General features: G+C 34.7%; 24 protein-coding genes and 2 pseudogenes. 17 read left to right on the top strand and 9 right to left on the bottom strand.

Annotated elements, in window-relative coordinates:
• Nucleotides 1–106 precede the first annotated feature (106 nt).
• Nucleotides 107–1345 carry an IS110 family RNA-guided transposase gene (locus tag BN1082_RS01395; protein ID WP_090629842.1) on the bottom strand — a complete coding sequence of 413 codons (1239 nt, stop codon included), beginning with the start codon at nucleotides 1343–1345 and terminating at the stop codon, nucleotides 107–109.
• 394 nt (nucleotides 1346–1739) lie between these two features.
• On the opposite strand from BN1082_RS01395, the pseudogene BN1082_RS01390 reads away from it, so the two are divergent.
• Nucleotides 1740–2209: pseudogene (locus tag BN1082_RS01390) on the top strand (VOC family protein); the annotation flags it as partial.
• 250 nt (nucleotides 2210–2459) lie between these two features.
• Here the strand turns inward: BN1082_RS01390 and potE are convergent.
• Both potE and speC read right to left on the bottom strand, forming a co-directional pair.
• Nucleotides 2460–3791 carry a putrescine-ornithine antiporter gene (gene potE / locus BN1082_RS01385; RefSeq protein WP_245640273.1) on the bottom strand — a complete coding sequence of 444 codons (1332 nt, stop codon included), beginning with the start codon at nucleotides 3789–3791 and terminating at the stop codon, nucleotides 2460–2462.
• A 2-nt stretch (nucleotides 3792–3793) separates the two neighbouring features.
• Nucleotides 3794–5986, bottom strand: coding sequence for an ornithine decarboxylase (gene speC, locus BN1082_RS01380; protein WP_090629833.1), 2193 nt, complete (start codon nucleotides 5984–5986; stop codon nucleotides 3794–3796).
• Nucleotides 5987–6356: 370 nt separating this feature from the next.
• Here speC and BN1082_RS28465 point away from each other — a divergent pair, with 370 nt between their 5' ends.
• The 3 genes from BN1082_RS28465 to BN1082_RS01370 all read left to right on the top strand — a co-directional run bounded on the left by BN1082_RS28465 (nucleotide 6357) and on the right by BN1082_RS01370 (nucleotide 9677).
• A complete protein-coding gene (locus tag BN1082_RS28465) occupies nucleotides 6357–6482 on the top strand; it encodes a cytochrome c-type biogenesis protein (RefSeq protein ID WP_281176979.1) in 126 nt (41 codons plus the stop codon).
• A gap of 596 nt (nucleotides 6483–7078) precedes the next feature.
• Complete coding sequence (locus tag BN1082_RS01375) at nucleotides 7079–7645, top strand: TetR/AcrR family transcriptional regulator (RefSeq protein ID WP_090629830.1); 567 nt, start codon at nucleotides 7079–7081, stop codon at nucleotides 7643–7645.
• A 1102-nt stretch (nucleotides 7646–8747) separates the two neighbouring features.
• Complete coding sequence (locus tag BN1082_RS01370) at nucleotides 8748–9677, top strand: hypothetical protein (protein ID WP_090629828.1); 930 nt, start codon at nucleotides 8748–8750, stop codon at nucleotides 9675–9677.
• 525 nt (nucleotides 9678–10202) lie between these two features.
• On the opposite strand, the gene BN1082_RS01365 is transcribed toward BN1082_RS01370, so the two are convergent.
• Together BN1082_RS01365 and BN1082_RS01360 are read right to left on the bottom strand one after the other, a co-directional pair.
• The gene (locus BN1082_RS01365; protein WP_218055134.1) at nucleotides 10203–10451 is read right to left on the bottom strand and encodes a BRO-N domain-containing protein; all 249 of its coding nucleotides are present in this window, start codon (nucleotides 10449–10451) and stop codon (nucleotides 10203–10205) included.
• Between the two features lie 52 nt (nucleotides 10452–10503).
• Nucleotides 10504–10803 (bottom strand): annotated as a pseudogene (locus BN1082_RS01360) (BRO-N domain-containing protein); the annotation flags it as partial.
• 17 nt (nucleotides 10804–10820) lie between these two features.
• On the opposite strand from BN1082_RS01360, the gene BN1082_RS28675 reads away from it, so the two are divergent.
• From BN1082_RS28675 to BN1082_RS01335, 7 genes are all read left to right on the top strand, one after another.
• Nucleotides 10821–10955 carry an antA/AntB antirepressor family protein gene (locus BN1082_RS28675; protein WP_245640272.1) on the top strand — a complete coding sequence of 45 codons (135 nt, stop codon included), beginning with the start codon at nucleotides 10821–10823 and terminating at the stop codon, nucleotides 10953–10955.
• Nucleotides 10956–10973: 18 nt separating this feature from the next.
• Nucleotides 10974–11114: a hypothetical protein gene (locus tag BN1082_RS28670; protein WP_245640271.1), complete on the top strand. Its 141-nt coding sequence runs from the start codon at nucleotides 10974–10976 to the stop codon at nucleotides 11112–11114.
• Between the two features lie 340 nt (nucleotides 11115–11454).
• The gene (locus BN1082_RS01350; RefSeq protein ID WP_090629825.1) at nucleotides 11455–11676 is read left to right on the top strand and encodes a helix-turn-helix transcriptional regulator; all 222 of its coding nucleotides are present in this window, start codon (nucleotides 11455–11457) and stop codon (nucleotides 11674–11676) included.
• Between the two features lie 27 nt (nucleotides 11677–11703).
• On the top strand, nucleotides 11704–11862 hold the full coding sequence (locus BN1082_RS27225) for a hypothetical protein (RefSeq protein WP_176699615.1): 159 nt from the start codon (nucleotides 11704–11706) through the stop codon (nucleotides 11860–11862).
• A gap of 30 nt (nucleotides 11863–11892) precedes the next feature.
• On the top strand, nucleotides 11893–12342 hold the full coding sequence (locus BN1082_RS01345) for a BRO-N domain-containing protein (protein ID WP_176699614.1): 450 nt from the start codon (nucleotides 11893–11895) through the stop codon (nucleotides 12340–12342).
• Between the two features lie 61 nt (nucleotides 12343–12403).
• A complete protein-coding gene (locus tag BN1082_RS28035; protein ID WP_245640270.1) occupies nucleotides 12404–13084 on the top strand; it encodes an HNH endonuclease signature motif containing protein in 681 nt (226 codons plus the stop codon).
• 109 nt (nucleotides 13085–13193) lie between these two features.
• Complete coding sequence (locus tag BN1082_RS01335; protein WP_090629820.1) at nucleotides 13194–13982, top strand: hypothetical protein; 789 nt, start codon at nucleotides 13194–13196, stop codon at nucleotides 13980–13982.
• Between the two features lie 1047 nt (nucleotides 13983–15029).
• Here the strand turns inward: BN1082_RS01335 and BN1082_RS01330 are convergent.
• The gene (locus tag BN1082_RS01330; RefSeq protein ID WP_090629818.1) at nucleotides 15030–15437 is read right to left on the bottom strand and encodes a hypothetical protein; all 408 of its coding nucleotides are present in this window, start codon (nucleotides 15435–15437) and stop codon (nucleotides 15030–15032) included.
• 83 nt (nucleotides 15438–15520) lie between these two features.
• Nucleotides 15521–15709, bottom strand: a complete 189-nt coding sequence (locus BN1082_RS01325; RefSeq protein WP_090629816.1) for a hypothetical protein — start codon at nucleotides 15707–15709, stop codon at nucleotides 15521–15523.
• Between the two features lie 484 nt (nucleotides 15710–16193).
• Here BN1082_RS01325 and BN1082_RS01320 point away from each other — a divergent pair, with 484 nt between their 5' ends.
• Nucleotides 16194–16805: a recombinase family protein gene (locus BN1082_RS01320; RefSeq protein ID WP_090629814.1), complete on the top strand. Its 612-nt coding sequence runs from the start codon at nucleotides 16194–16196 to the stop codon at nucleotides 16803–16805.
• A 272-nt stretch (nucleotides 16806–17077) separates the two neighbouring features.
• On the opposite strand, the gene BN1082_RS01315 is transcribed toward BN1082_RS01320, so the two are convergent.
• A complete protein-coding gene (locus BN1082_RS01315) occupies nucleotides 17078–18898 on the bottom strand; it encodes a hypothetical protein (protein ID WP_090629811.1) in 1821 nt (606 codons plus the stop codon).
• A gap of 607 nt (nucleotides 18899–19505) precedes the next feature.
• Here BN1082_RS01315 and BN1082_RS01310 point away from each other — a divergent pair.
• Nucleotides 19506–20420 (top strand): endonuclease NucS domain-containing protein, encoded by a 915-nt coding sequence (locus BN1082_RS01310; RefSeq protein ID WP_090629809.1) that lies wholly within the window; start codon nucleotides 19506–19508, stop codon nucleotides 20418–20420.
• Nucleotides 20399–21346, top strand: a complete 948-nt coding sequence (locus tag BN1082_RS28030) for an HNH endonuclease (protein WP_245640269.1) — start codon at nucleotides 20399–20401, stop codon at nucleotides 21344–21346. Before BN1082_RS01310 ends, BN1082_RS28030 begins: the two co-directional genes overlap by 22 nt.
• Before the next feature lie 368 nt (nucleotides 21347–21714).
• On the opposite strand, the gene BN1082_RS01300 is transcribed toward BN1082_RS28030, so the two are convergent.
• A complete protein-coding gene (locus BN1082_RS01300; protein WP_090629806.1) occupies nucleotides 21715–21924 on the bottom strand; it encodes a hypothetical protein in 210 nt (69 codons plus the stop codon).
• 274 nt (nucleotides 21925–22198) lie between these two features.
• Between BN1082_RS01300 and BN1082_RS01295 the strand changes: the two genes are divergently transcribed.
• The 3 genes from BN1082_RS01295 to BN1082_RS01285 all read left to right on the top strand — a co-directional run bounded on the left by BN1082_RS01295 (nucleotide 22199) and on the right by BN1082_RS01285 (nucleotide 25592).
• On the top strand, nucleotides 22199–22621 hold the full coding sequence (locus BN1082_RS01295) for a MarR family transcriptional regulator (RefSeq protein WP_090629804.1): 423 nt from the start codon (nucleotides 22199–22201) through the stop codon (nucleotides 22619–22621).
• 488 nt (nucleotides 22622–23109) lie between these two features.
• Nucleotides 23110–23529 (top strand): hypothetical protein, encoded by a 420-nt coding sequence (locus BN1082_RS01290; protein WP_090629802.1) that lies wholly within the window; start codon nucleotides 23110–23112, stop codon nucleotides 23527–23529.
• A 314-nt stretch (nucleotides 23530–23843) separates the two neighbouring features.
• Nucleotides 23844–25592, top strand: coding sequence for a DUF4209 domain-containing protein (locus BN1082_RS01285; RefSeq protein ID WP_090629799.1), 1749 nt, complete (start codon nucleotides 23844–23846; stop codon nucleotides 25590–25592).
• Nucleotides 25593–25791 lie beyond the last annotated feature (199 nt).

Below are 25791 nucleotides of genomic sequence, written 5' to 3'. Positions count from 1 at the left end.
AATAAAAAAATGAAAAATTAGATGATATACTAAAAATGAGAATGCCTAATAACCTTCCTGATTTTCATTATTGGAAGGTTTTGTTTTATGTTGTTAAATATAGTTTTTAAGCCAACTCTTGGAAAGCAGTTTTGTTCTTTAATAGTGCATAAATCAAGTGTAAAAGCTTATTAACACAAGCAATTATCGCTACTCTATAAGGTTTACCTTCATCGCGTTTTTTATCGTAAAACTCTCTTAATTTTTTGTTTCGAGGTATAACGGTATCGTTCGTCTTTTGTTTACGGGCATCTCGAATTCCACAGTACACAGCCATATATAATGCTTGCCTTAACCTTCTAGATCCTCTTTTCGTTATGCGATTGTTGGTCGCTGTAAACCTTCCAGAAGAGTAAACACTAGGATCTATTCCTGCAAAGGCAACTAACTTTTTAGGATGATTAAACCGATCTATTTCTCCAATTTCGGAAATGATTGTTGCCGCAATCTTTTCTCCGATACCAGGGATAGACTGGATAATCTTATATTCTTCAATTTCTTTAGCGAGGGCATCTATTTCAGTTTCTAGTTGTGATAGATGCTCTTGATATTGAAGAATAATGGTAATAAACATTTTTAGGTTAAAAATATGGCTTTCATACAAATTGTTTTGAAATGGATTTCTTACTGCAGCCTCAATAAGCTTTTGTGCTTTTTCTTTTGCCCACTTTTCTGAACGTCTTGTACATAACGATACAATCTTGTCAGTTAATACGGATTCGGTAGTATTTAGTACATGTTCAGAAGTAGGAAATAAGGAAAGAGTCTGTAAAGACACTTTTGAATATAAATTACCAAAGACACCTCTATATTCAGGGAATATTTGATCTAGCACTGTTTGAAGCTGTACCTTGGTTTGTGCAGAGATACCTGAAATTGTCTCTTGTTGCCTTGTAAGATTACGAAGGTTTAAGAGCTGAATACCTCTTTTTTTATACGGCTCAACTTCTTCTTTGTAGTATAGTTCGCAAAGAAGATAGGCATCGACAGCGTCTGTTTTTACCTTTCTTAAACTTGCACTCCTTGCTCGATGAGAGATAAGGGGATTCACAATAATATACACATATTGCTGTTCCTCCAAAAATTGAATAACAGGAGAGTGGTAATGTCCTGTTGATTCTAAGATAACCGAAGGTTGATTACCATCAGCTACTCTTTCAATCTCTTTTAAGAATCCTAATAAATTCTCAAAGCCCTCCACTGTATGTTTTACACTAAAACTTTTACGAAAAGGTTGTCCCTTATCCAAGAATGCTTGTACCTGACTTTCCCCTTTAGAAACATCCAGACCTACTAATGGATTCATCATCATCTCCTCCTTAGAAATTAATATTAGTCGGTTGTCCCTAGAGCTGCTTGTACTGTCATAGGTTCGCTTGTTAAACGGGATCATTGTCCCAACCAGCCTGAAACATGCTTATACAAGTAGGGAGTGAACAGTTTTGCGGACGGGATCGAGTCCCACGGGCGCTACGTTCTACTCCGACTACCGCTATAATAAAACCAAATAAAAAAAGTTCAACCAGTAAAAACTGGCTAAACTTATATTACGATCGGGCGCAATTCTGTATTAAGAATTGTGCTCTTTCTTTAGGTTAAGGGCCATTTAATTGAACAAGACTTTTTAAAAATATTAAATGGATATTTATATTAATATCAATATTGTTAAGTAATTTTTAGAAAGAGGATGATCATCTATAATGATTAAAAAAATATACGAAACTCACTTGCAAGTGAAGAATTTAAATGCTGCAATCAACTTTTATCAATAAAAATTAGAGCTCATATTGAGGCATGCAACTGAAAAAAATGCCTTCTTTTGGATTGGGGAACCAGGCTATCAAATGTTAGGGTTATGGCAGGTTCAGGTTTCAAGTGAAATCGAAAAAAGACACTTTGCTTTTGAAGTAGAATTGGATTTCTTGGTTCATTCTATTCAATGGTTGAAGGAAGGGAGTACCAAACTCCATACTACCCATCTTTAAGGCATATTGCTTTTCGAGTAACTTATCAAGATTTAAAAATGAAATGGCTTGTATCCATACAAGTTAAAGCAGTACCATTTGGAGGCAGAACATCAATTGAGCCTTTTGTAAGACCCAATCAAGGAAATGCTTCAGTCTACTTTAATGATCCGGATGGTAATAGTTTAGAATTGATGTGTAATGTAAACGCTACAGTAGCGACGAGGACGACAATGTGAACGTACAGTTTCTTAGCGACTTGTCGCTTAGAAACTGTGTGAAGCTTGCGAACCAAAAGACCGCTCTTTGGCTTTTGGTGGTCCAGCTACAGTGGCGAGGACTGTGCTTTTGCTATTATATGTTTACCATATCTACCGATTAAAAAACCTCTTAAAAGTAAGCGTCGAACTTACTTTTAAGAGGTTTTTGCAGTAAAAGCTGTAAGGGAATTTTTAACTATGCTGTCCGCTTGGCACTATGCTGTCCGCTCGGCACGTCAAACTTGTAAGACATTGCCCCGTAAAGCGTCCAACCAAATAAGGTTACGATTGAACCAAGTACAATCGCTGTTGTTCCTGCTTGTGAAATCGCATAAAGGGTGTAAACACCTGCGGCAAAAGCAACGATTGCTACAAGTTTTTCTTTTGCTGGACTGCTTGTTCCATCGATACGCATCATGGTCTTTAAAGAACCCATTGATAGTAGATAAGGAATACAGTTGGTAATAACCGCTAAGTTGACCAATATAGCAAATTGCGCAGATAAACTTGGGCTAATTGAACTAAAGGCTAGCAAGGTTTGCAAGAGAGTAAAGATAATTAAACCTGCAAGTGGTGTTCCATTGCCAATCGTCTTATTAAAGATTTGTGGATAATAACCTTCTTGAGCAGAGGAACGGAAAACCTCAGCCATGGTAAATTGCCAAGTTAAAAGCGAACCAAAGCAAGAAATAACGAATAAGCTCATCACTAAATGACCGATTGTTGGGTTAAACATGTGAGCAAACACTAAGCCAAATGGTGCAGTTGAGTTAGCTAAGTCAAGGTTTGGCACGATTCCTTGGACGATATTGGTTGATAAAATATAAAGGAAAGCAGCGCCAATCGTTCCTCCTAATACAGCGATTGGGACATTCTTCTTAGGATTTTCTACTTTATCCATATTAGCTGAAGCAGACTCAAGTCCGAGAAAAGCCCAAAGTGTAATTGAAACTGATTTTCCTAGACCAGCAAATGCGGTGTAATGATGTGGATTCCATGCAGACATATAGCGTGCTCCACTAAACCAAAACCAACCAAATAAGATAATAAAGAATAAAGGAATAAGAACTCCTAGCACCGTAAAACTTGAGATACGACCCGTAATCTTAGCTCCGCCAAAGTTTAGGATAGTCGATAGCCATAAGACAATAATCGTCCAAATAACGACACCCATTGGAGATAAATGCCAACCAAAAAAGCCAGCTAGATAACCCACACAAGAAATGGCAATCGCTACATTGGAGATAACACCAGAAACCCCATAGGCATAGTTGGACATAAAAGCTCCTGCCTTACCAAATGAATATTCTGAGTATCCTCCCATTCCCCCATGTTTGCGACTATAAATACCAGCTTGAGCAAAACCATAAGCCAAAAGCATGGCACCAAATGCTGTAACAAACCAAGATAGAATCGAAATGGTACCAATCTGTGCTAAGTTTGTTGGTAACATTATGATTCCTGAACCCATCATGTTAATTGCAGTCACCACTGTTAACTGCAAAACACCCATTTTTTTCTCTTTCATCATTAACGCCTCTTTTCAATTTCACGTTGTTCTTTTTTAACAGCATCAAATACATAGCCAGAAGCAATGATTCGACCGTTTTCTTCACTGAAGTAAACCCCTTGAATTTCAGGAGCAAAGCCTGGGAAGCGATTGATTCCTTCTTCTAGAATCAAGAAGTATTGGCAAACCGCATCATTCCATACTTCACCTGGTACCACACAAAGAATACCTGGAGGATAAGGAAGTGCGCCTTCTAGAGCAATTTCTCCTTGAATCTTAGAAATGGGCACTAGTTTGGTATTGTTACGCTTCAATTCTTCATTAGCCGCAAATGGTGTCATCGCTTGTTCTGGTAGGTATTCGTGTTTAAACATTTTCTTTTGATAGTCTTTACAATTTCTATCTTTATAAAAATCATGCATTTCTTGAGCAAGCTTGCGAACTGTATAACCTTCATAGCGTGCTTGGTGTGTTTCATACAAGCGTGGAAGAACTTTTGCTAATGGTGCATCTGCTTCGACTAATTTTTCAAATTTCAAGATTTGCGTAATCAAGTTGCCAATCTTGGTCGTGTCCTCTGCTGGTGTCATCAAGAATTCAATCGCGTTCAGATCACTCTTTTCAGGAATAATGCCATGTTCACGTAGATAATTTGCCAAGATAATTGCAGGAATCCCAAAATCTTCATAACTATCTGTTTCTGTATTAATGCCAGGAGTGGTTAGCAAGAATTTATTTGGATCGACAAAGTATTGATTCTTACTGTATCCATCAAAACCATGCCAGTTTTCTTCAGGATTAAAACGCCAGTAATCAACATCTTTGGCAATTTCTTCAGAAGGAGCTTCTTGCCAAGCTTTACCATGAACAATCGGTGGTAAGAAGGGACGAATCATCTTGGCTTTTTCTAGCAATTCTTTTCTAGCGTCAACCAAGATAACCATTAAATCTTCCCATAACTTCTTCCCAACTTCCCCTTCTTGCATCTGAGCGTTAACATCCAAGCTAGCAAATAGAGGATAAAAAGGTGAAGTAGAAGAATATTTCATATAAGAATTATTCATCCGTTTATGATCAATATAACGGTCTTGTCCTTTGATGTGCTTATCTTTTTTATGAATTTGGGAAGCTTGTGAGAAACCTGCTTGCCCTTTATGAGTAGATTGAACCACAAAAATGCCTGGGGCTTCTGGTCCTAAGTCCACAAGTAGCGGAGAAGAAGATTTCATCATTGGAATAAATTGTTCATAACCAACCCATGCTGAGTCAAAAAGAATGTAGTCACATAAATGACCAATACGCTCGATTACTTGTTTGGCATTATAGATATTGCCGTCATAAGTTCCTAGCTGAATAACCGCTAAACGAAAAGGTCGTTTCCACTCTGCTCTTTCAGGGTCAATTTTACGAACCTGTTCTCTAATATATTCTTCTTCAAAGTTACTATCGTAAATTCCACCAATAAAGCCATAAGAATCACGGTTCGTTTCAAGATAAACCGGACGACCACCATTCATAATCAAGGCAGAATTATAGACAGACTTATGATTATTACGGTCAAAAAGAACCAAATCATCATGTGAGATAGCTGCACTAATCGTAATATTGTTGGAAGTAGTTGAACCATTCATGACAAAATAAGTCTTATCCGCATTAAATACTTTGGCCGCATGTTTTTCTGCCTCCATGGCAGGTCCTTCGTGAATCAGTAAATCACCTAAAGCTACTTCACTACAAGCAAAGTCTGCACGAAAGATATTCTCTCCAAAGAAATCATAAAACTGACGACCCGCTGGATGTTTACGAAAATATTGTCCACCTTGATGTCCCGGTGTTTCGAATTGAAGAGAACCACGACCGACCGCTTCTTGCAAACCTTTAAAGAAAGGAGGAATCGCACGTTCTTCATATTCTTTTGAGGCATGTTCTACTTCTCTTGAGTAAAGATTTTTATCAAAGCTATTATGCGAATCTATTAAATGATCAACATAATCGATTTGATTCATATCAAATTTTGAGGCATCATCTGTTACAACAAAGCAAGGAATGCCAAACTTTGTTTCTTCGGCTTCTTTAGCAATCTCTAATTGGCTATCCATTACGACTAATGCAGAAATATCTGTCCAATCATGGACTTTTGTTGCATCAACCATTCTTTTTGAAACATGAATAAATTCGGCAGCTTCTGGTGCTATCGCTAGTTTGAATGACATTTTTATTTCCCCTATCATCAAATAAAATATATTTTTTATTGTTATTTTAAAAGTGAAGATGCGCATCATTCGCGCTTATCATAGCACCATTACTCCTTGCTGTAAACGCTTCCAAATTTTTATATCGTGTAAAAAAACAATCGAAAAACTCCTGACTTTTTTGTTATTTTTATCCTTCTTTTTTATACAATATAAAAAAATAATCCAAAAAAAATTTTTTTAATATTATTTTATTACCTGCTAGACAAGTGGAAAACACTTCCTTCAACTAGTGAATGTCTGAAAAATCAGTCTATTCTATACAGACTTTTATCCCAACCTCCTTCTAAAACTAAATGAGTAGACTCCCAAATTTCATAGAGTAAAGCAAATGTATTACAAAGATGTCGCTGCAATGTTTAAAAAGGGGATGACAAAACAGCAAATCCTTGATTACTACGTTAAAGAACTAGGAGTTCACGCTTTACAAATACCGCCAAAAAAGGTTTTTATCTAACTCTTTGGGTTACTCCTTTTCTTTTATTATTTATAATTTCTTTTCTTATGTATTTCATCATAAAGAAGTGAAAAAGAATAACATTGTATCTATTATCGGAAAAGGATCATTTGGTAAAGGAAATGAAGATGATGATATATATCTAGCACTCATCGAAAAGGAAAGAAAAAGACTAATTTAAATGCGGCAGTTCTATACGGGGAAACTGGTCATGAACGAAAATCAACATTTTAAATTGAGGTAACAGTACAATAATTTGGCGACTACAATATGTCTACTTTTATTGTATCCTCTGTGAATCAGGAGACGTATCCGTCTGAACGTTTTCTGATTCTTTTTTATTTGAATATACTAATTTTGAGAAAATGGGGTGAAAGAAAAAATCTTTTAAGGGCATCATGCACCTAAAATGATACATCCTCTTAAAACGTTTGAAATATGTTCACGATTTGTATATTTAGTTATCATTACTTTACTATATTATGTTAATGAAAATACATTGAAAGCGAGCTTGGGATATGAGTAAAGATATGAGACTGCAGCAGATTAAACAACTAATAATAGCTCGTAAATACTCACTAGTTTAGGAGGAAAAAATGGCTAGGAATACAGAACAAAAGATTATTGATGCCTTTTTAAATATTGCTAACTCTGAAAAGACTGAATTTAGTAATATTACTGTAAAAATGATTGCTCAAAAAGCACATATCACAAGTCCAACCTTCTACAATCACTTTAACTCGATTGCTCATCTCATCGAGGTCATCCGAGAAGATGCTGCCAAACCTTTATTAGAGATACTAGAAACGTACAAAGAAGTTGGCGAACAGTCTCCTTTTGAGATTATTGCCAAAGAAATTCTACCGATTCTTTATCAAAATCGCACTAGAATACGGATTATTTGTATCGCACCAGCCGATTTTAACTGGCATCTATTTTTAGAAAATCGTTATACAGAGTGGTTTTTACCTTACTGCAAAGGGATTCGAGAAATTGATTTTAGCGAGGAATGGTTGGCAAGATTCTTTGCCAAAACGATCGTGACAATCACTACGTTATGGCTGGCTGACCCAATTCCTGAGCCTCCTAAACTCTTTCAAGGAAAATTTCTCGCCTTAATGGATACACATTCTAAAATAATTTCAGGACAAAGAGCATCGTAAGGAACTTCTTATTGGTTAAGTTACAAGAAGTTATTTCATCTAAGAGAGGATTGTGAAGTTTTTCGCAAAAAACCAACAGCTTGATAACTTATAAAGTAACCTGTTCATCTAAGATAAAATGGAATCTAGTCTAAAAAAAACTCTCCTCAAGTACCTTTCTCAGAACTTGAGGAGAGTTTTTTGTTAATCTTATAAATCTTGTCTTTTTAGTATACTCATACCAATTACTACAAAAATGACAATTTGTAGTAAGGACAAAAGAATAGACATCAGAATATTACCATTTCTCAAATATGAAGGGGAGCATATCATCATCCATTGTTTTTCTATTGCTAAATTAGGTACTAAATAGGTTGCGAATTAAAGTTTTCTACTCGAAAGTTGAACCTGTTTATTTTCGGGGGCTTCTTTTCATTTTCGGCAATCACTAAAAAGTCATAAAAACAAAAATAAAAAAGCCTTGAATTATCAAGGCTTTTGAGCGTCCCAGAGAGGATTCAAACCTCCGACCTACAGTTTAGGAAACTATCCGATATGTCAACGATATGTCAACGTATTGTCATTACGGTGATTGACGTGGTTTGTATGACTGACAGTGTGAGCGTAAGTCCTACGGCTTTAAATTTATTAACCTACAATCACAATTTTGCCAAATTGACAAAATAATGTCAATGAATTTCTTTGTAAGTAATATAATAGTCAGCCGACTTGTCCTTTATAAACTAATATTTTCTTGACGGTAGTGATTCCTGTTAAATCGTGTTTTTTGTAAACGAAAACTTACGCCGCCTAAATGGAGGGCGTTTTTTAATTTGCTCGACTAAACTAACGGGCAGTTTAGCAGAATTATGCAAAAGTTTATATTTGCCATTCCGACTTATCGTACCTTCGACGATGTTGTCTATGGGTCCAATAAATATTTCGTATTCCTTTTAAATCCTCCTTATTTGGTAGATTTACGTCATGAATTACGTGTGAAAAAAATTACCAAAAATGGTAGTATATAAATAAGTGATTGTGATTTTCTGTTTCTCCACTTCTTGACTGAAAATGAGAAGAGAATCTGCCATTTATCTATCTTTTTAAACAAAGGAGTTTATTCTTGAGTATATATAATTTATTATTTGAGCAAATTTTAAACTTTTTCACCTGGTCTTCAAAAAAGGAAGATTATTTAATAGCAAATAACAAGAAGATATATTTATGTTTATTTAGGCTAATGATAATTGGTCCAGTTTATATGGTCTCAATTTTTGCTTTAGTATCTCTTTTTGGAAAAACGGATTTTCATAATAAAGAAACTATGGTTGTGTTCTATCTCTCTATAATTCTGCTTTTGCCTTTATTATTATTACTATTATTAAATATCCGACGAGAAGAGAATATTAGCGACAAAATATTAAAATTTGTTCTAACTTTCTTAATCACAAAAGATAGCATAGGTGTTGATTTTCTTCCTATAAAAGCTGTATTACATGCGGTTGGTGGACTAGCTTATATTTTATTATCCACAGTGTTATCATTGTATGTAATTCATTTTTCATTAAACAGAAATTTATTGGAGTATATTAGTCAAGAAGGACATGAAAAGAGCTTATTGGTATCCTTAGTTATATTACACTCCTCCATTTACTTTTTTATATTAATCTATGGATCCCCAGAAGAAACTAAAAAACAAAAGTTTAAAAAGGTAAGAAGGAAATTTATTTTATGGCTTTTTTCAATGGTAATTACAATTGGATATGTTGTGATATCTATTTTTAAGGGTTATTCGACATTACATCCAGTTTATTTTATTTTTATTATATTAATTGCTATGGAAAGAACCATAGCCAATTATAAAGCTTTAACGGAACTTTTGTCTTCGCTAGGTTTTTATGAAGAATGTTTAAAAGGGTTTAAAGGAAAAAAACGTCGCTCCTGTAGATCGCGCCGCACTGGTAGAACCGGCCGTACAAGAACCAATCGCACGAGAACTGGACGCACTGGCCGCTCCCGCAGATCAGGCCGCACTGGCAGAACTAACATATAATCACAGAAAATAATTTACGGCTTTGCGTAAGGGTGCTTAACTTAGTAAATAATCGTAAAGAATTTCATTTCGTATAGTTTTTCGAAAAAAAAAGGAAAATTAACTGAACACTATTTTGAAGCTCAATTTCCTCTATTGTAGGTGAAGTGGTCAAAGGGTAACAAAGAAACGTATTGAGAGACGTAAAAAATTTATCCAAGTTCAGTGGTGTTTGAGAGCTATTTCAAGCTTCGTTTTGATCAAGATGATCATGTGAAAAAAAGTATTTAAAAAATGCTGCGTTGAATTCTTTTAGTTAGTTTGCTAGTAGGAGGTCATAATCTTCTTGTTCAATTAGGGAGGCTATTGTTAAAGAAAAATTGGACCTATTTAGGTTCTTTTTTTTACGAAAATAACAAACGTATGTTCGTTTATGGTGAATATGAGATGATGAACTATGGCAATACGTTATCGCGGTAAAATTAAATGGCAACCTGCATCATTTATACCGTTAGCATTCGAAATGCAACGCTCTATGTATAAGGATCAAGAACGTAAGCCTAAGCCGATAATCGATGCATATGGAGGGGAGGAGTTTGCGCCTTCTAAGCCCCCTAAATTGAATTTAGTCACCTCGTCAGAATCTAATCTCTTAAGAGCCATCGTAGGAGTTTTAATCTCTAGTACTCGGCAAGCAACTTTAGCAGCAAACCAAGGTTCACCGTGTTTAATAATCAACCTAAGTTCGTTCATTCCAAAGCTGAAAGTTTGTACCTTGTTATCATTTGTCATCATTGTCATTGGGTTTCGACTTAAAGTATCCGTTAACGGATTGTTTGTTTTTCAACGTCGTATAAGTGCCGTGTTTACGTACTGACGGAAGTACTTCATCGAAAACCCACGCCTCAAACTTTTCAGCAGCCAGAAGTTTTGATCTAGCGATTAATCTATATAAGTTACCTTCACTGATGCATTTCTTTTGTTGTTTACCACCGGATGTAAGGACGTCCCGAATCGTTACCCCCTCTTCACGGCAATGGTCTCGCACTGCTTTCTGTGGGTTTGAATAACCTAATGTTAATGCAGATTCAGTTGCCGGAAATTCTACTTTGTCACTGTCAACAACAACTAATAACCAAGGCGACACACCGTAGTGGACGTGAGTTGCACGGATTTTTGGAAGTCGGTACTAGGTACGATACTTGGTTCAATAGAATGGTTGGATATGGTTTTACTGAAGGAGAAGACTTTATTCCTGTCTTGGAAAAAGTAGATGCTCAAAAAAGAGCACGTACTTAGACGCAGCTAGATCACCACATGAAACTGGATATGGCGAAAGAAATTTCAATGATCCAGCGTACTGTCCGAGGCAAGCAAGCACATCAATACTTCATTGAAGTTGAAAAAGCGTACAAAGCTGCGCAGCCGAAGTTACCATCAAATTACAAAGAAGCGTAACTAGCGTTGGTGGAGATAATTAACTTTGTAATTGTTTTTCTTTCAATGTATATAGCCTTAATATCCTGTAATAAGTGCATAATAATTTATCTATTTATTCAATTTAGCAATCGTTAAGGTTGCGTTTTTTTTTTGAAAAAATTTTTTATTCGTGCGTTACAACGAGGTACCATCTCCGGACTATTACTTTGAGACTAGTTAAGGTGGTGAGAAGAATGGTTAAAGCTAAAACGATCAATAACTTAAAGAATTCAAAAAAATTTATAAAAAAGTGATACGCAAATCGATTTGGTCCTAACTGTTATTTATGTAGAAACGATATAGGAGGTGAGAAGAAAGGATGGTTACAGCTGTAACGATTAAAGTCGTCAAAGCGTTCCTGGATCTTACGCAGGGCGAATTAGCGAAGCGGATGGGAGTTAGCGTCAGTTTGGTATCAGCGGTTGAACAAGGAACAAAACCGATTACAGCCGATTTTGCAAAGAAGTTCAAACGAGCTGTTGGAATTACGGATACGATTTTAAGCGATATTCAATATCTACAGACCAAGTTATCAGAATAGGACGATTCAAGAAATGGAGGAAAACAGATGGACACAATAGATAGATTAGAGAAACGTCTTCAGGCAGTAAAGGAAAATTTGAAGATAAGCGAAATGGACAAAAAGGATATCGATATCGCTTTTGAGAATTGGATGGTCGAAAAGATTCAAAACAAACAAAATGAAAAATGGAAAACGGCTGAATGATAGTACAAAAACATTATGGAGGAAATTAATATGGCAAACGAAGTGATGACATTTAACTTTGGAATGGATGAAGTAAGAACGGTAGGTATTGATGGTGAGCCTTGGTTCGTGGCTAAAAATGTTTGTGAGGTGTTTGGAGATTCAAATTACAGGCGTTCAATTTCACGTTTAGATGAAGATGAAAAGGGTGTGTCACCTTTTTACACTTCGAAAGGAAAACAAAATTTTACCGTTGTGAACGAAACGGGCCTTTATTCGTTATTATTCCATATGCAACCACAGAAGAAAAAGACAATGACCGAAGAGCAATTTCAAGAAAGAGTGAATTCCATAAGAAACTTCAAACGTTGGATCACTCATGAAGTGCTACCGTCGATTCGGAAACATGGTGCATACACGACTGATTATGTTTTAGCTAAAACTTTAGATGACCCAGAATATTTGATTGGTCTTATAAGAGAATTAAAGAATGTGAAATAGAATTGTGGACAGTCAGACGAAAAAGATATTGGAACAAAATCACAGGTTGGGGGAAATGAAAATGAGAAATAGACGAAAAGAATTACCCAAAAAGGAAATTCAAAAGGTACAAAATCGATATGCCACTGAACAATGTTCGCAAAAGCAGTTAGCGGAGGATTTCGGTGTATCTGTGGGTTACATCAAGAAGATACTTAAGGAAGTCGTTAAGTGGGAACTTGCAGATCAAGAACGATTTTGGTCAAAAGTAGATACTAGTGGTGGTGAAAACGCTTGTTGGGAATGGCTTGGCACAAAGGATCGATATGGATATGGTAGGTTTTGGTTTAACGGAAAAATGGAAAAAGCGCATCGCCTTGCTTACCAATTTACGATGGGTTTAATACCCGAAGGTCAAGTCATTAGGCATAAAATATGTCGTAACTCAGCCTGTTGTAATCCAAATCACCTTCTACCAGGAACCGATGTAGACAATCAGTTGGATAAGATGGAGGATGGGACGAATTGGAGGAAATTATCCTACATGAAAGTTTTAGAAGCAATATTTCTTCGTGATATTGGATGGAGTAATAAGGAAATTGCAGAGTATTTAGGAGTTAAAACAATTACTTACCGTTTAAGTCAATTGGATGATATTGAGACACAGCAAACGTACCAGGAACGAGCAAAAGGAATTTTTGATAAAGAAGATGCTAAGAATAATCCGCCTATAGAGATAATTATCGATAGGATAATTGAATAATATTGTTAGCTTTATAGGATGGTTTCTCTGTTTTTATTATTTTAAAGAAACTGAGGGCCTCCTTTTTTTGTTTCAACAAAATACTAAAATTAACTGGAGGAAGATTTAAATGATTAATAGTAATATTGTTCAATACCATCCTGTTACTGGTGAAATTTTACGGACATTCGATTCAGATAAACACTATATAAGAGCAAAGACATCTGATGATGCATATAAACAATATATTTCTCAAGACAATCGCCATTTCTCGTTTGCAGACATGGATACCACCAAATTCATTATTTCCAACATCTCAACCGTTCATTGCGGTTACCTATTGATTCTTCAATGTTACATGGAGTATGGAACAGGTAAGTTAAAACTTGCTAGAAAAGAAATGCCAAAAGCGGTTGGAATGTCGGAATCCACTTTCATAAGGTTCTGGAAGGTAATGCTTAACTACGGAATTATCACTGAAAAAAATGGGGAATTCTACGTGAATCCCTATTTTCATTTCCGTCAACAACCGCAGCATAATCGAGTAATCAAGTTATTTTTCACACCGCTTAAACAATTAATAGGTAAGTTAACAGCATCAGAACTTGGGTTTCTTTACAAGCTGTTACCTTACGTCCATTACGACACTAATATGATTTGCGTTGATCCGTTTACAGAGCCGGAGGACATTCAGTTCCTGAATAAAACTCAGATAGCGTTACTGGTCGGAATGGACGAAAAGAAAACGTCCAAACTGTTGGAAAAACTACGAAAAATAGGCGTTGTTGCCGAAACAATTCGCCAGGATGACAAACGTGACCGTATTTTTACTATGAATCCTTACGTGTTCTATCGTAAGAAGGGATACCCAGACGATACCTTACGTGGATTGTTCTCTTCAACGTCTTATTGTAAATAAGAAATGGGTGTCTTTTTTGACAGTAAAATGGCGAAATAGGTGTCCTTTTTGACACTATGAAAAAGTACCTTGACGCTTAGAGTCACAACGGTTTAAGGCGCTTTGATGTCAAAATTACTTCTTTATCTTAGACAGTACGTATTTATTATTCTAGCAGAGATTAATTAAAAAAAGTGAAAACGTAAATAAACCTCCACCTAAAGGCGTAGGTGATGTACCAAAGCTTATCAGCTTCAGTAACATCTAACAATACAAACGGTGTACGTTATGTGAAGACTGCACTAAGCAGGATTCAACTGAGCGTTAGCGAGGTTTATTACGCTTAAACGATTATACGTTTTACCTTAACACAACAAATACGATAATTACGTTATTGGACAGACTGTAGTGTAACCGATGAATACGTTACAACAAAGGATTTAGCAAAGTTAATCGAAGTAACCATTGACGTGTCTGTGAACGTAGATATCACGGTACGGAATCCGTGAGAGGCGTTTGTATGGTCGTTTGAATAAGGCAGAATAGGGTTTAATTACGTTTAATGGACGACTTGGATTAGTTTTAACGAAATACGCCTGGTACAGCAAGACCGAAAATGACCGTTCTGAAAACCTCGGGGTCAACGGCTGACCTGTTCGACAATCTAGATGTACCAGGGTATTTGGAAGTAATTATAAACGAAATTGTAAGGTTAGTATACTTGACGTTATGACATTTGGAACAGTCACTAATCGTCAAAACTTCGAGGGGGCACCTTTATTTGCTTTAGTGTGATAAAATGTTGGTAATACTAGATTTTGGTAGATTTAGAACACTTTATTGTGCTAAAGAAATGACATAAGTAAAATGTTTGATCGCCCTTTATTATAGAAAATGTTCGTGTAAATATTATGCCGAATCATTAGAGTTCAAACTAAACTTAGCTCGTATTCGCAGAAATTTGGTAAGTTTACCATTTAGATATTTTAAACTCAATAATAACATAGACACACAAAAAAAGGCCTTAAAAGGGCCAAATTTAGTAATTCGTCTCATTAACTCGGTAATTTATGATGCATCCTGATCTTTATCAGTAAGGTCATATTTTTGTTCGATGTAATTCATCTCTTCAGTTATTTGTTTAATATCCAAAGTCTGCAATTCATTTTGTTGTTTATCTAAATAAAAAAAACCAATCCCTATTAATAATGAACAAATTAATATTATCCAATTAGAATTCATTATCCAACTAGCTACGTTCGTAATATTATATAAGGCCACCAAGGAAAGAATTGCAGAAATACTACCACCCAATAACACAAGACTTATATCTTTGTATGATCTTCTTTCTGATTTTTCGCATCTTGAAATCATGTCCTTAATTTTCTTCCAATCTTGCTCTTGGACAGGAAAAACTTTTTGTTTTTTTGGTTTATATGATATGTATTCTTGATTAAATGTTATTTCTTCACTCATTTTCTTAAACCCCAACTTTATCTTTTGAATTATCAATTATGCCAAGTATTAGAGGATTTACAAAATGAGTATTTCCGCAATTACTACAAGAAACTTACAGGAAAAATACTTCCGCTGCCGATAATTATATCACCGCCATGGAATTCCCTCATTTCAAATATACTATTTGATAATGCCCAATTTTTTTCCCCACACATTAGACATGATCTATTTTTCCACACAGAATTTAGTTTAATTAACAGTTGGTTTTGTTGGTCAGCTGTTAATGCCATACTATACTCCCCCCACTAATTTACTTTGATACAATATAAAGGTAATAATAAAAAAGTTAGAAATCAACTGTTTTATTTTGAAAAATAGAGAAATATTAAATTTATTACTAAAACAATTGCAAAGCCCAATAAAAAAAGTAAAATTTTCCTTTGCATTTGATTCCCCTCTTTTGTTTAATACATTTTAAAGTTCTAACTTCCTTACACAATCAAATATAGTTTTATTTAATATATATTTTTTTGTTCATTAAAATATTAATTTTTTATTTTTCGTTACCAGAAGAAATATCTAGACAGTGTTTGTTAAAGTATACAAATACGAACGCTTTTGAAACAGCCGTCAAACTCGCATTCTACCGTTTTTTAACATGTTCGCAAAAGACTAAAAGTAAATTTACGAATATTCGTTTATTATATATACATTTACGAACACATCCGCTATACTAAAGGAAAATATATACAGGTATCGAGAGGTGAACGTAAAATGGAGAATAGGAAATTTGGATACATTCGTGTAAGTAGTCGGGATCAGAACGAAGCACGGCAGCTGCAGTCAATGAAAGAAGTAGGGATAAGCAACAGAGATATATTTATCGATAAGCAGAGCGGAACGGATTTCAATCGAGATCAGTATCAATCGCTAAAGCACCATTTACGATCGGGTGACATTCTATACATTCACTCTTTAGATCGATTTGGCCGGAATAAGGAAGAAATTTTAAACGAATGGACCGATATTACCAAAAGTATTAAAGCAGATATCGTGGTTCTAGATATGCCCTTACTGGATACTTCGAAATATCAGGACAGTATTGGTACGTTTATCTCCGACTTAGTACTACAGATCCTATCGTGGTTAGCTGAAGAGGAACGGGAGCGGATCAAGAAGCGCCAACGAGAAGGAATTGACGTTGCTTTGCAGAATGGTGTGCAGTTTGGTAGACCTAAAGCTGAAATAACAGATGCATTTATCACTGTTTATAAGGAATGGAAAGCAGACCGGATTACAGCAACAGAGGCGATGAGAAGAGCGGATATGAAACGGACCACGTTCTATAAGTTAGTGAAAGAATATGAGACGCAACAGGCGAACTGATGACAGTTCGCTTTTATTTTTTACTGGTCAGCTTGTGGGGCTACCCCATCACGAACAAATGGGGCATTTCATATCGTCGTTTGCCTGGTGTTACGCACAGATAAACGCCAAATCTCAAAACCCTCACGAGCGGAACGGCCCCCAGTTTCTATAAAATCAGTTAGTTTATGCAACCAAATTCGTTTTTAAAAATTTTTTTATAATTGAAAACCTCGGGGGATTATACGTTTTCAAGCGAAAGTAAAACATTATGAATACATTTATTTAGTGTTTTATACAATATGAGAATATGTAGGCCCATGGAGAACTTCTTTAATAGTGCTGCTACTCGCATTGAATTTTTTGGTTAATTCTGCATAAGTTACACCTTTCTTTTTACAATTTCGAATCTCCCGAACTTCCTCATCTGTAAATCGCAAATTAAAATGCCTAAAATGAATTGTTTGATAGTCAACTCCAAGTTTTTCGAGAATATCAATGGCAAACAATCTTTGTTCTTCATTTTGCCGTGTGATATTCGTAATTTTTTTTTGCGCTACTCCGATTAAAAACATTTGATCATCTTCGAAGATGGTAATTCCTTTTTCGACACAATTACTGAAAAAACTCAGTTTGACATTAAAAAATCCTCCATTATTTCTAGCTTTACTTATAAATCCTTTGAATCGATTTTTATTTCTTTCTAAATAGCTTTTTAAATTCAATAATGACCCGTCTTCATTTATACATGCTTCGCATGCCTCAAATAAGTATTCGATAGGAACATTGGTAGACTCTTTATTTGGTTGGAAATTATTTTGTTTTAAAAAAACTTCATAACTTTTAAAGCGCTTCAAAATAGCTACCCGTAAATTATTAGTTAAATCCCAGAACAATGGAGTAGTTTTTCCGTCTATTGAATATTTTAAGAATTCTTCGAGTAACTGTTCATTACTCAACATGGTTGGGGGGATCATGACTTCTTGTTCCAGTTCTTTGAGTTTCATTTTTAAAATCGGTCCTAAAATTCGTTTCAATTCTGATTGGATTTGGTCGTAAGTTGCTCGTTCAAACATGCTTCGTTTCAATGAGACTAACTGGATTTCTTTTTCATGTTCCTTATACAACTCCATCTTCCTAGCCTTTTTCTCAACATATTCTTCAGCAACAATACCGCCGCTTGTCTCATCATATCCCCATAATTCCAAATGGATAGTGAGACCTTCTTCTGTATAAAAAGTAAAATCACTCCTATGACCATTGTTAATAAATGGCCTCTGCTCCCGTTTATATGGAACATTATTATGAATCAAAAACTGTGCAACCATCCATTCATAACTGGACTTATTAGGCCAACCTCGGTCATCAATTAAATACGTAGAATCGTTTATACCCATCCTTTGACGAACAGCATGAATACCGCCCAATTTATCTAGTTTAGCAGTGTTCATACCTTTAAGCATACATGCCTCTTCATAAGTAGGAAATCGTTTATGTTCTTCCATGAATTCCAAAATGGCTGCTTTTACCTCTTCAAATTGTTCGTTCTGTCGGTGTTCACTGTTCATTTCTTTTCTACTCAAACCAAGAAGAGGATTATTCCTCAAATCTTGTTCTTCATAACCAAGTCTTATAGCCATTTCAATTATGTCAAATTCTTGATGTCTTTGGAAAATATTTAATATTCGGTTGCCTTTAGTCTTATTTTTCATTTGATGCAAATTTCCATTTTCATTTAAGTAAGATTTCAGCAACTTCATAACATTTTCTTCAAAATGAAAATAAAATGGATTTTTTTCATTCAATTCGCCACGTTGTTGTCTGTAGCTTGCCATATCAAATCGTTTTTTGAAGTTGCATTTAGGCTTATTACACGCATAAGTTTTTACGGGACTAGAAAGTGCCTGACGATAATAATCTCCATAAGTGAACTCTGGAGGGGTTTCATCCCCGCAATAATCGCACTTCGCTTTGACATTTATAGTAGAATTGTTGGGTAAATCAAAGACTGATACGGAAAATGTATCTCCTATTTTTGTAAAGATATAGTTTTTTGATAGGTAATGTTGTTTGTTTCTATTGTTCCATATTATCTCAACTGTTTGGGTTATCATCATTACTATCACCTTTTTTATTTAATTTTGAATTGCATACCTGTAACGGACATCAAATTCTACTGCTTATTGATTCTTTCACATTTTTTAGTTCTCTCTTTTTGAATAAAACCTCATTTCTTTTAAACATTGATAACACCGAGACCCCCTTTTAAAATTGGATAATGTTATTTCCCCAATATGTCCATTTGGGCAAACGAACTTTACTTTTTTCCTACTATTTATATATTCGGAAAAAAGTAGATAACCTTGACTGCTAAATATGTTTTTTACGGTTTCAAACGATAAACGATTCTTTTCAGATAGCCTTTGAGCTGAACATTTTGGACATCGCCTTCCTTTTTTTATGTTGTTCAATGATATAGTGAAGTGATTACCACAGTGACATAGGCATGATAGAGGGGTTAAAGCGTTCACATAATCCTCTGATAGGAGCATCAAGCCGATTGATTCAATGTAACTTTTAACTTCATCATAGTCTAATTTCTTAGTCAAACCCTGCATCACCTCCATAACATCATTTCCATTTAAACAATTAATTAAACTAATCTTATTAATTTTTTGTTATATTAGGAGTATAGATACCAATTAAAGGAAGGTTGAGAGTATGGCAAGTTATCTGATTGGTTACGTAGACCCTGAAAAAAATAATAGCCATGAAGATCCAATGTTTCAGGAGTTAACTTATGGAGATTTAAAATTAAATGGGGAGAAACTTTTAGGTGTTAATAAGGGTGATTATCTATTTTTTCATAAAACTATTTACGACAAGCGGTATATAACAGCCTATTATTTTGTTGAAGAAGTACACCTTGTGAAAAACTTATTAGATGACCCTTTAATTATTGACAAATATAATAACCCACATCTTAAGAAAAAGATAAGTGATTTAAATATAAATGAAACAATTGTATTTGGAAATCCTATTCGTTCTAAGGTATTAGAGATACCTCTTGAGTTAAATGAAGGTTTGTTAAAACAACTCTCAAGACCAGCTAAACTTAACGCGGATCAAACAACCCTAGCAGCTATTTCTTCTGCACTTAGAACTTGGAAAGAATTAAATGTAAGCGACATAACGCTTTTATTAGTTTTAATAAAGGGAAATGAAAAGAAAGGAAGGTTGAATAATAGGCTATTGTCGACAGAGGAAGTTTTTCATGTGCTTGAAAGAGATATAGAAAAATATATTGCAAGCAATCCTGAAATATTAGGTGAGGGACTTAAGCTTTTAAAGCAGCAACATGTATTTTCTGATGAATCTAGACTAGATTTGCTCCTAAAGGATACTTTGAATGACGAAATTATTGTTGTTGAAATTAAAAAGGACAGAATTGGGCGTGAAGTCAAACAACAATTAAAACATTATATGAGGTTATGCGAGGATGAATTAGGTTACTCAAATATAAAAGGTTTAGTTGTATGTCCAGGAATACTTCCATATTTTGAAGATGAATTGCTTACTGCCAAAAAGGAAAATATTTTCGTCAAAATATTTGGGTGGAAGTTGGACGTGATTTAATCGGAAATTTACCATATTCGACCTTTTTGACAAAAATTAATGTTATAAACAGAGGTGCAGGGATGAGGGGTTATATTGGTGTTACTTCAAGGGAATGGTTTACGTATTTATCTGGTTTGGATAACCTTACTGAAGTAAACTTTACCCGTAAAAATACTAATAACTTTAACGTGCTTACACAGGGGGAGCCGTTCTTTTTTCTAGTTAAAAATGAATTGGGGGTATCTGGGGAAAGAGCGGTGATGGGTAGAGCTATATTTGAAAGATTTGAGAAATTAACAGTTGATGAAGGTTGGGATAAATATGGAAAAGCTAACGGTGACGGAAGCAAGGAAAGATTTATTGCTAGAAGACAAGATATGTTTGGAAATAATGTAGATTTAAGTGAAATAGGTTGTATTATCTTATCTGATTTTCAATCGTTTAATAACCCTGTATATTTAAGTGATATAGGTGTACTATTTAAAAATAGCATTGTTTCAGGAAAAGGTATAACTGATACTGAAGTAACTGCAATTCTAGAATATGGATTTACTACCGTTGGAAATGTAATGAGAAAACTTAACGAAGCTGATCGTATAGGTTTTACTGATGATGAAGAAGGATTCCCAGAAGGTAAATTAAAATTAAAACAGCATTTAGCTAGGGAACGAAACCCCGAGGTTATTAAACTAGCTATGGAACGTTTTCTACAAAGGCACGGAAAATTAATATGTGAAGTTTGCAAATTTGATTTTAAAGCACGTTATGGAGAAATTGGTGATGGTTACATAGAAGGTCATCATACAAAACCTATTTCCGAAATGGGAGAAGACGAGGAAACAAAAGTAGAAGACATTGCCCTTGTTTGTTCTAATTGTCACAGTATGTTGCACCGAAAAAGACCGTGGCTTTCTGTTAATCAATTAAAGGAATTATTTGTTTAATAAGTTAAACAACAGGCGACCCAGTAAACGGTTCGCTTTTCGTTTTGTCTCCAAAGGTAAAATTGTGATCCAGCTAAGAGGGCTACCCTATCACAAAAAAACACCCCCAAGCTATATCAACAGGTACCTAGTGGTGGACGAACGTGAAAACGAAATCTCAAAACCCTGATAATGGCTTACCAAATTTAAGGTATAAATGACCTAAGTTTATTTTGGATACGATCAAACGGTAACGATAGAGGAAGCCAAAGACCTTTGGTATTGCTTAATTTACAAAAACACAAAAACGTTACCGTATAACTCTACTTATACAGTAACGTTTATAACATCTTTAGAAAGTTAGTTAACATAGCTAATAATCAATCGGGTTAGCCTTTTTGTTGTTTCAATAAAAGTCGAGAAACGAATAAAAGCAGGAGAATAATCGTTAACACACTCATTTGCAACCAATAACCTACAACTAAGAATTTAATAGTCGCTCCTATTTTGGCGAACGCTTTTGGAAATGCCGCAACTAAAAAGGTTAAAACTACTCCAATCCAACCAAAACGTTGTTGCAAAAAGTTCCAGATTTTCATATACAACACCTCAAATTTTATGATAATGACCTATTGGAAATAGGTTTGATTATTGCTTGTACCCATTGTATTTCATCCCTATATATATGACGAGGCATACAATAAGAAAAAAATGGCCTTGAAATGTTGATTTTATAGGCATTTACCCTCAATGGACTCTTTATAAAAGTTGTAAAATAACCAACATTAAGTTGTCCTTTATTCAACAAAATATTAAAATATTGATAATAAGACAATAAAAGTTGCAATAATGACAACAAAAGGAGCGTTGATAATGGCCAGAAGAAGTGAAAAGGTGGTTTATTGGGGGGCCTTCATTTTGGAATGGTTCCAACACTTACAAGATCCAGAATTCCGTGGTTCAGATTATAAAATCCTATTTTTCCTGTGTGGACAAATGAAGTACGATGACAACATAGCTTATATAAAACAGAAACAAATTGCTGAAAGCCTAAGCATTGACAAAGGAGGTGTCTCCAAATCAATTAAAAGGTTATGTGAAAAACAATTTATAGCTAAATGTCCAAATGGTTTTATGGTCAACCCACATCTTTTTTATGTTGGAAACTCAGATACTAGATTTAATAATCGAGAGGATTTTGATCGGTTGGTAACAGAGAATGGTTTAGAACCACGCTTCTACTTAAATGAAGATGACCGGATCCTTGAATTATACGGGGAGGCCACTGGATCATAAACGGAAGAGGCATTTCATATGGGGTTTGCCTAGCGTAATGCACGCATGGTTGTTAAAATCTCGAAACCTTGAACAATTAACTAGAGAGAAGTCACCTATCCTGATTAAATCGATTTTATCTTAAGTAAAAAATCCTTTTTTAACTCGGAAATTTCGGGGGCCTACAATCAGTGGGCTCTTTTTTATTGTTTGTGGCGGTAAAACGATCAATGAACACGACGAGAAAGTACTATCAAACATACGGTTCTCATACAGGGCAGGAAAAAATAATGCTAATAGCGAAATGGTTAGATTATGTCAAGATAAGTTTAACGTAAGAGGTGCACTAAACAGGTCAGCCTGTATGAACAAAAGTACGAGCTGCTATGCAATAAAGCGAAAAAAGCTTCAAATGAAATTCGCTAACTCGTTGTAATTAATCTCGATCTGGCTTATAGACATATAAATAATAGTAATATCTACATATTACAAAACATCGGAGGTATATAATGAGAAAGATGTATTTTAGAAGGAAAAACATAAAACAAAGTTTTCAGAAATGCAACATTTCTAGACCAACTAAATATCGTCCTAATTACGAAATGGAAAATATGAAGTGGGAGTTTCATAAGTATGATCACGATCCTTTTCCTTCTGTTCCGCACGGACATTGTCTAAATAGAAGAGACTTAAAGCTTCATGAAAATGGTGACATCTATCAAGGTAAAGATGTTTGGGGTAGACTCAATAAAAGGGATTACGATAGATTGAGGAAAGATCCCAGATTTATAAGGCTAGCATTGGCAGCAAAAAAGTTTCATGGTATGGATGTAAATGGAAATAATAACAGAAATGTCAGGAGAAGAAATATGAGTCGTCGTTTTTTAAACGAGGTATTAGTTTTTGAAGGTAGAATAGAACAATACTAATCCAAACAGAAAAATTGTTTTGAGTGAATAGAGCGGTCTTTTCTGGGGGCCATCCTATCACAAACAACGATCCCATATGTATATTGATATGTGCCTGGTGTAACGCACACATTAACGTTAAATCTCGAAACCTTGGCGAGCCAAACTCCTACCGTTTCTATGAAATCAATCTGTCTATGCAGCCAAATTCGTTTTAAAAAATTTTTTCAGAAACGGATATCTCGGGGAGCATCTATTACATAAAAATTCTATTGGGTGTATTATAAATTTAGTAAGTAATTTATCTGAAATTTTATAATTACAAGGAGGTTATCATGAGTAACAATTCAATTGAATGTTTTTTAAACAATCTTGAAAAAGAAAGAAACAAAATATCTGAATATGAAATAGCAACATTAATTAAAAATACTTTTGAAAAAACTGAAGATACTTTCACTGTTAAATGTGAAGCGATGGCTTTTGATTTTTCTGATGATTACACTGATAAGGATAGTGGGTGGGGAACCTATTATGGTCCTAAATTTATTTTCAGTAATGAAGACGGAACTGTTACTGTATACCCAAGCATTAGTGAAGTTGACAGTTATATGATTCAATATTGGGAGCAAAGAGCTGAGAACGCACACAATCCGATCTTTAAGTCCAGATATGCTGACTTGGTTTGGGAGTTTTCGAGACAAATAACGGGTAAGAACCCAAGTCACTCAATAGCCCATATAGTTATTGACAATAATATAAGAATAGCAGAGGAAGAACTATACATTTATGAAATAAATGTCATCAAAAAATTAGAAAGAGCTTTAGATTTAGCTGTAAGTTTAAAGGATTCTAGGAGAATTGAAGAAGTAAAACAAACTATATTTAAAACCGAGCAAAATATTGCGATTGATGAGAAACCAGGATTATGGGGTTTTTCTTATGATTTATTGTACAAAAAATATAAATTAAATTTAAGTAATGATGAAATTAATAGAATAATAGAGGAATTGGAAGGCCGAGTTGAGAGACTTGTTAATAATAAGACCCCAGACCCTTGGAGTGTTGAAGCAGCTGTTATTAGATTAGGAAGTTTTTATCTAAGGCAAAATAATAAGAGTGATGTAAGAAGAGTATTGTTTGTCTTAAAAAACGAATATGAAAAACAATTTATCAATGCAGCTCCAATGCAAATTCAAGGTTGGTTAGAACATTTACATGAGCTTTTTCAACAATTTCAATTAAGCGATGATGCTATAGAAATAAGAAAAGAGTTAGTTAAAATCGGCCCTAAAGTTAAAGGCAATTTAAAAACTATCTCCACTTCAATAAAAATAACGGAGGAGCAAATTCAACAATTTACAAGTAACTTTGTTAAGGGTGATATTAAAGTAGATTCAGCAAAAATTGCCGGATATTTTATCCCACGAAAAGACCAGGCCAAAGAACAATTGGTAGATGTATCTAAAAAATATCCAATTTCATTTTCCTTTTCAACATCACTTATGGATAGCGAGGGTAGAACCGTAGCTACAATAGGGCCATTAGAGGAGGATTTGGAAGGTAACATTATTCACCTAATTACGCAAAATCTGTCCATACAATCTATTTTTCTGAGAAGGGTAATAGAAAGGTTTCAGGAATATCATGAGTTGAAATCTGAATCGTTGCTTGCGTTATTAATGGAATCTCCAGTATTTGATGAAGAAAGAAGGGAGCTTATTCTTAAAGGTCTGGAATTTTACTTTGAAAAGGATTTCATTTCATCAATGCATATATTAATTCCCCAAATCGAGAATGCATTTCGAAGATTAATAACCCTAACTGGTGGAACTGTACTTAAACCATCAAAGAACGGCGGTTTCCGGGTGAAATTATTCGGTGATATTCTAAATGATTCGATTATTGAAAGCGTGTTTGGCGAAGATGCTAAACTATACTTTAAAGTTTTATTTACGGATTCAAGAGGATTTAATCTGAGGAATTCTATCTGTCACGGATTAAGCAGTTTAAATACTTTTAACCAGTCAAACGCAGATTTGGTAATCCATGTCCTTTTTTGTTTATCTCAAATTAGAGAAGCATAAAAAGCCAATTAAATGGCAACGGCTGAAATCAATCTCGTCAATCTATCATCGTGGTTATTGGATGATAAAAAAAACATCCAACAGGAAGGTTTTTTCTAGTAGTACTAAGGGTGCTTTAGTTTAACAAGCGGATCGTCAAAATGGCGGTCTTTTTTCTTTTTTGTCCACTTTCCACCCTCTTTCATATCTAAATATAATT

It is taken from the genome of Neobacillus massiliamazoniensis, assembly GCF_001048695.1.
GTDB classification, from domain to species: Bacteria; Bacillota; Bacilli; order Bacillales; family Cytobacillaceae; genus Neobacillus; species Neobacillus massiliamazoniensis.
Note: the sequence above shows the minus strand (reverse complement) of the source record. Positions and strands in the feature narration are given on the sequence as shown.